Consider the following 6196-nt stretch of genomic DNA (forward strand, 5'->3'; position numbering starts at 1 on the left):
ATAATACAGGTAGTTTAAAACTGCCTGTATTTTTCGTCCAGACTATAGACAAAAGAAAGAATTTCAGCTATTACGCGGTATAGATCTTCAGGAATTTCTTCACCAATATCAAGTTTGGCCAGTACTTCGACAATATCTGAGTCATTTTTGATAGGGATATTTTCTTCTCGTGCTTTTTTTAAAATTTTTTCTGCTATACTGCCTTTGCCACTTGCAATTACTTTTGGAGCACTATCTTTATTTTTATTATATTTTAGGGCAACGGATTTTTTATCTTTTATGCTGTTTTTAGCTGTATCATTATCTTGATTTATATTTGAATTATTTGCAGAAGACATATTTTTAGCTCCTTTAATCTAAATAATAGATTTTTGCATAAATCAGAACAGGTGTTTCAATAAATATTTTTGCATTTTAAGAAATAAAAATTAGCTGAAGTCAGATTTTAACATCAATATGTGTATATTTATTTGCTTCAAATTGAATGTTATTTAATTCATTGAGTACAAGCTCATTATAAAATTTATTTCCATCAATATTTTTATCCGCATCTTCTAAAACATCTATACTTAAACTTTCCAGGTGATAATTAATTTTATTTAAGCTGGTTTTTAAAAGCTCTATATTGGCATCTATTATTTCAGCGGCAGTTTCAGATTCTGCAAAAAATTCTCCACTTATTGTACTTCCTTCAATACTTATATTACTCTGAATAAAACCCAAATTTTTCAGCTCTATAATAAAAGTTATTTTAAAAGCGCTTTTAGAATCCATTTCAGTTTTATTTCTGTTTGAATCTTCTATTTTTAAATAAAAAGGTTTAAGGTTTTTGTTATCTGCTATCTGTACAGGTATTTCTAAAGCTAGAAGAGCAGGATTGAGTTCCTGATTTTTTTCTAGATTAATTATTTTTTCTCCCAGTATTATTTCAGCTGCAGTTTTTTCTTCTCCATGTTCAGCAATTCTATTTAAAAGAGAAAAAATCTCTCCTTTTTTTTCCGATATAAGTTCCAGCTGTTCAGCTATTTGGGCTGGTGTATTATTTAATTTAATACTGAGATCATTTTTGCTGATTGGATTTTTTAGATTTTCATTTGAGGTACTCAGTATTTCATCTTTAATGTCTGTATTTTCTGCTAAAAAGTAAGTTTTATGCTGTGAAAATTTATCCATAATGATTTTTGTTAAATTTTCTGTAAGCGGGATATTATTTTTTTTCATAAATAAAAGTGATTTGATAGTAAGTAGTTTTTCATTACTGCTAAAATTATTATTATTTAAAAAGTCACTGAGAAAGTTAACTGTTCTGCTTTTAAAATCACTACTTATCTTATCCCAGCTGGAAAGAACTATATTTTTTGTTTCTGTTTCCAGTCTGCTGATTGAATCTGCTAATTTGGGATTTGTGTTTTCCATATTTTTGAGTAAGCTCTCTATCTGATCGGAATTATAATTTTTTTCTGAAAAAGTATTTCCATTTTGAATCGAATTCTGGCCCGAAATTTCTGTATTAACATTTTCAAAAACAGATAAAAGTTTTTGTGAATCCAACTGAGAAAGTAGATTTTTTGTGTTTTCACTGTTTAATAAAGATGGTCTGTTTACAATGTTGTTCAAAAGGCTGCTCAAATTGTTCTGATGAGAAAAAATTGTCTTTAAGGCATTAATTATTTTATCTGAATATGGAAGAGTGCTCTTTTCTAAAAAAGCAAAAGCTTTAATAACAGAAAGTTTTTCTCCTTCACTATCTGCAGGATTTTGGGCGAGATAACTCAAGAGATTCTGCACAGTCTCTTCACCTAATGGCATTTCTAGTTTGGCCCAGCTGCTTAAAAGCATATTCTGACTTTCATCTTCCAGCGAAGCCAGCAGACGAAAGATTTCAGGCAGAAGTTGGGTTTCTGCAGTTTCTGTTTTACCTTCATCTGTTGTAATGTTATCTGTGTTTAGTGCCTGTTTTAATATACCTATATCCACTTTTCTAATTGGCTGTAGAGACCCTAAATCCATAATTTTCACCCTATAATAAAATATTATAAAAATAAACTTCTACTTTAAACTTTCGCGATATTTTGTTGAAATCCTTTTTCAATGTTGTATACTAATAGAGAAAGAAGATAAATTAAGCAGGAGGTAATAATATTGCGGTGAATAGTGCATTTGTATACAGGTAGTGGTAAAGGAAAGACTACTCCAGCAATAGGTCTGGCATTTAGGATAGAAAATATTGATATAGAACAGTATGGTCTTGACTGTTTTATTGTCAATGAACCTGAAGAAAAAGACAGTAAAGCTGCTCCTCGGGGCTTAAAAGAAGTTAGGCTAGCCGTATATTGAAAAGTGGAGATTAAACATTTTTATCAGCAGGGTATTAAAGCTTGTGAAGGTATAGAAAAGTAGTGGAGATAAATTTAATTTTAAAAAAGGGGGTAAAATATATGGGAAAGTGCTGTGGAAACTGTTCATGTGGACATAATGATAAACAAGTTGTGGATTATATGGTACAGTATAAATTAAATTATTCAGAAACTAAACTCAGCAGAGATGAATTGGAAAAGAAATTACTTAGTATTGATGCTGTAGATCAATTTGAACTTGCTAAAGAACAGCTGGTTATATATTTTGATGATAAGCTCATTTCTCCAGAAGAAATTAAAAATATTTTGATTTAATTTATAAAATAATCCTTATTAGATAAATTTTGATATAGATAGAGAAATATGCTATATTATGTTATAGAAGTTAGGCACTAGAAATCCTGACGGAATTGCCCTCACGGATGAATAGTGCCTAATTTTGAAGTAATTAAATATTACTTTAAAATTATTCTTTTTCCTGGTTCTCATACTTATTAAGTACCATCTTCATACCTTCTTCCATTAAATCATTAGCATTGCAATCTTTTTTTAGAGCTAATATTCTAATTTTCTTATATAATTCTTCATTTAAAGTAGTGTTGACTGATTTTCTTGGCATACTGAACACCTCCTACAATTATTATACTATATAGTTGACAATATATCAATACAATAGTATAATATAGTTAACTTATTTACTTTTTAAATATATAACAGTAATTTTGGACTTTAAACTATTAGATTTGACGGAACTATAAATATAAAAGGAGGTACAGATTATGCTGACATTAAAAGATGTTAAAGAAAATAAAGATTTTAAACATATGATAAAACAGGCTAACAGCTATCTTTCGGAAAAAGGTTATACTGAACATGGATTTCGTCATGTAAATTATGTTTCAAAATATACTGAATTTATTCTCAGAGAGCTGGATTATGATGATAGATTGGTAGAGCTGGGAGCAATTACTGGTTATTTACATGATATTGGTAATATGTTCAACAGAAAACACCACGGAATATCTGGAGCCAATATTGTTTATACAGAACTAAGAAATATAGGGGTACCTTTAGAAGAAATAACTGCAGTTACTACTGCAATTGCGAATCATGATGTAGATATCGGGAAAGCAGTTAGCCCAATTACAGCAGCACTTATTCTGGCTGATAAAAGTGATGCACATAGAACTAGGGTAAATAAAAAAGACTCTACTTTTATTCATGATAGAGTTAATCTTGCTATTCAAAACTCAGAAATAGAAGTTGATTCTGAAGATAAAACAATAACTCTAAAAATTGATTATGATTCTTCCATAAGTCAGGTTATGGACTATTTTGAAATCTATCTTTACAGAATGGAGATGTGTAAGGAAGCTGCTTCATATTTAGGATGTCGTTTTAGACTGCTGATAAATGATTTAGAATTATTGGGTCATGTAAATTACCAGGAGTAGTTTTAGCAGCGGTTTTAAAGACTGGGAAAATATATTTTAAATTTACTGTATGTTTTTGGTAGAAAAATATTATGATGAGTTTTTGCAGAAATTTTTTATTGACAAATCAAATTATTTTTGTTATTGTTATTAAAAATATTAATAAACTGATAAATGTTGAACAGGAAAAGTAATTATGCAATTTTCTTTTACAGAGAAGCAGGTAAGCTGAGAGCTGCTGAAGAAAGTATAATGAAAACTCACCTGAGAGTTCCAAAGCTGAAGGCTGATAAAAGCTGCTAGGGTTTGGCGTTATTGCTGATCGTTAATTCGGCAGTCTGTCTCAGCAGAAGGCAGGCTTAAGCCATCAAAGATGGTATCCCTTTTTTCTTTGAAAAAGGGTTTTTTATTTTATATAGTAAATTATACTTTTACAGGAATGTAGATAAAATTTCTGGATTCATAATTTCCGACATCAATAAAATTTAACTTTACTGTAATAAAGAAGTCAGAAGGTAATTTTGTTTTATTTAGGGGGTGATAAGCAGAATTGGCAAATTTAATTAATAATTTATTTATTAAGAAAATGAGTAAAGTAGTATTTAGAAAATTAGAAAATAATTATTTAAAGTAAAGAGTATGTCAAGAACAAAATTTGTCAGATTAAAAAAATTAAAATAATTTTATCAGAAGAAGAGAGAAGGAGAGAATAAAATGTGTAATTTTAAGAAAATTTCTATCTTTATTATTTTTGTAATTATGATGGCTGCTTTTAGCAGTGGAGTGTTTGCAAAAACTGTTACTATTGCAACTTCCAATGATGCACTGACACTTGATGCATATATGCTTAGTGAAACACCGACAAACTCTGTAAATCATATGATATCTGAACCGCTTACATTTTTCGATAAAGAGATGAACGTTATACCAGGACTGGCAGAATCATGGGAAGCTGTAGATGATACCACCTGGATATTTAATCTGCGTAAAGGTGTAAAGTTTCATAATGGAGAAGAATTTACAGCCGAAGACGTTAAGTTTTCTATTGAAAGGGCCCAAAATCATCCCAAGTCACAGATGAAATCTTATGTAGCAGATATAGAAGAAGTAAATATAATAGATGAATATACAATAGAATTCAAAACACTTTATCCGACACCTATTCTGGCAAGAAAGCTGCAGTCAGTAGTTATGTATTCTAAAGATTATACAGAAGCAAACACTGATTCCCACATGCAGAATAATCCAGTTGGGACAGGACCATATATGGTTGAATCCTGGGAAAAAGATGAAGAAATGGTGCTGACATTTTTTGAAGATTACTGGAGGGAAAAACCTGAAGTAGATAGGGTTATACTGCGTCCGATTACAAATCCAGCGACAAGAGTTGCAGCACTGCTGAGCGGAGAAGTAGATATATTGATTGATTTACCAGTACAGGATGTTGAAAATATAAAGGAAAATGGAGGTGTTGAAGTAATTACACTTCCTGATCTGCGACTTATCTTCCTTGGTATGGAAACAACTGAAGGTCCTCTGGCTGATGTTAGAGTTAGAAAAGCAATTTATCATGCGATTAATGAAGATGCCATAGTTGAACATGTAATGAATGGGCACGCATATCCAGCATCACAGTTTTTTCCAGAGTTTGTTTTTGGATATAATCCTAATATAGAAAGGCTGGAATATGATCCAGAAAAAGCCAAGGAACTTCTGGCTGAAGCAGGATATCCAGATGGTTTTACCATACAGCTTGATTCTTCCAATGACCGTTATATAAATGACGGACAGACAGCACAGGCAGTTGCTATTCAGCTGGCAAGAGTAGGGATAAATGTGGAGCTTAATGTACAGACAAAATCTGCCCATTTTGATAAAGTGCTTTCTCGAAACACAGAGTTTTATCTTTTGGGATGGTCAACAAATGGTGATGGAGCAAGTGCTCTAGAAGCCCTGCTGCACACACCCGAAGGCAAATATGGACGGTTTAATCTTGGAGACTATAGCAATAAGGAGTTTGACAGATTAACAGAAGAAGCTGCTCAGACACTGGATCCAGAAAAAAGACTTAAACTTATGCAGCAGGCTGTTAAGATTGCAATGGATGATGTTGCACAGATTCCTCTGCATTTTCAGCAGCAGATATATGCTGTACAGAATTATATAGACTGGACACCAAGACCAAATAAATATTTGAAACCGTATGAAATAGGATTTAAGTAATATTTATTTTAAAAATTAATGTAATACAATTGTTTTTCCAGGGGTTTAAAAAACCCCTGGTTTTTTGATTTTAACTGGACTTTCCCCATTTTTTATATACTGCTGCAAAAAGGGGAGATGCAGGAATATTGAAATTTTTAGTCAATGAATCTTAACGAAATGAAGGAAGAAATAGAGTTGAAC

At 31.2% G+C, this 6196-nt stretch carries 7 protein-coding genes; 4 read left to right on the plus strand and 3 right to left on the minus strand.

The genetic code is table 11. The features are described from left to right. Positions 1-14: 14 nt before the first annotated feature. Together DER71_RS08400 and DER71_RS08405 are read right to left on the minus strand one after the other, a co-directional pair. Complete coding sequence (locus DER71_RS08400; protein WP_114458075.1) at positions 15-338, minus strand: EscU/YscU/HrcU family type III secretion system export apparatus switch protein; 324 nt, start codon at positions 336-338, stop codon at positions 15-17. Between the two features lie 100 nt (positions 339-438). Then, positions 439-2010 carry a flagellar hook-length control protein FliK gene (locus DER71_RS08405; protein ID WP_114458076.1) on the minus strand — a complete coding sequence of 524 codons (1572 nt, stop codon included), beginning with the start codon at positions 2008-2010 and terminating at the stop codon, positions 439-441. A gap of 144 nt (positions 2011-2154) precedes the next feature. Between DER71_RS08405 and DER71_RS08410 the strand changes: the two genes are divergently transcribed. Continuing rightward, on the plus strand, positions 2155-2337 hold the full coding sequence (locus DER71_RS08410; RefSeq protein WP_233487008.1) for a cob(I)yrinic acid a,c-diamide adenosyltransferase: 183 nt from the start codon (positions 2155-2157) through the stop codon (positions 2335-2337). 101 nt (positions 2338-2438) lie between these two features. After that, positions 2439-2672 (plus strand): hypothetical protein, encoded by a 234-nt coding sequence (locus DER71_RS08415; protein ID WP_114458078.1) that lies wholly within the window; start codon positions 2439-2441, stop codon positions 2670-2672. A gap of 151 nt (positions 2673-2823) precedes the next feature. Here DER71_RS08415 and DER71_RS12075 read toward each other — a convergent pair whose 3' ends face one another. Beyond that, positions 2824-2976: a hypothetical protein gene (locus DER71_RS12075; protein ID WP_199505572.1), complete on the minus strand. Its 153-nt coding sequence runs from the start codon at positions 2974-2976 to the stop codon at positions 2824-2826. Positions 2977-3136: 160 nt separating this feature from the next. On the opposite strand from DER71_RS12075, the gene DER71_RS08420 reads away from it, so the two are divergent. Beyond that, positions 3137-3811, plus strand: a complete 675-nt coding sequence (locus DER71_RS08420; RefSeq protein ID WP_114458079.1) for an HD domain-containing protein — start codon at positions 3137-3139, stop codon at positions 3809-3811. Positions 3812-4504: 693 nt separating this feature from the next. Continuing rightward, positions 4505-6013 carry an ABC transporter substrate-binding protein gene (locus DER71_RS08425; RefSeq protein ID WP_114458080.1) on the plus strand — a complete coding sequence of 503 codons (1509 nt, stop codon included), beginning with the start codon at positions 4505-4507 and terminating at the stop codon, positions 6011-6013. Positions 6014-6196: the final 183 nt, after the last annotated feature.

Source organism: Halanaerobium sp. DL-01, assembly GCF_003338615.1.
In the GTDB taxonomy this organism is placed as follows: Bacteria; Bacillota; Halanaerobiia; order Halanaerobiales; family Halanaerobiaceae; genus QPJE01.

Bases quoted from the DNA above. Each gene is read 5' to 3' on its own strand.
- DER71_RS08400 (WP_114458075.1), bottom strand. From the start codon at position 338: ATGTCTTCTGCAAATAATTCAAATATAAATCAAGATAATGATACAGCT.
- DER71_RS08415 (WP_114458078.1), top strand. From the start codon at position 2,439: ATGGGAAAGTGCTGTGGAAACTGTTCATGTGGACATAATGATAAACAA.
- DER71_RS08425 (WP_114458080.1), top strand. From the start codon at position 4,505: ATGTGTAATTTTAAGAAAATTTCTATCTTTATTATTTTTGTAATTATG.
- DER71_RS08405 (WP_114458076.1), bottom strand. From the start codon at position 2,010: ATGGATTTAGGGTCTCTACAGCCAATTAGAAAAGTGGATATAGGTATA.
- DER71_RS12075 (WP_199505572.1), bottom strand. From the start codon at position 2,976: ATGCCAAGAAAATCAGTCAACACTACTTTAAATGAAGAATTATATAAG.
- DER71_RS08420 (WP_114458079.1), top strand. From the start codon at position 3,137: ATGCTGACATTAAAAGATGTTAAAGAAAATAAAGATTTTAAACATATG.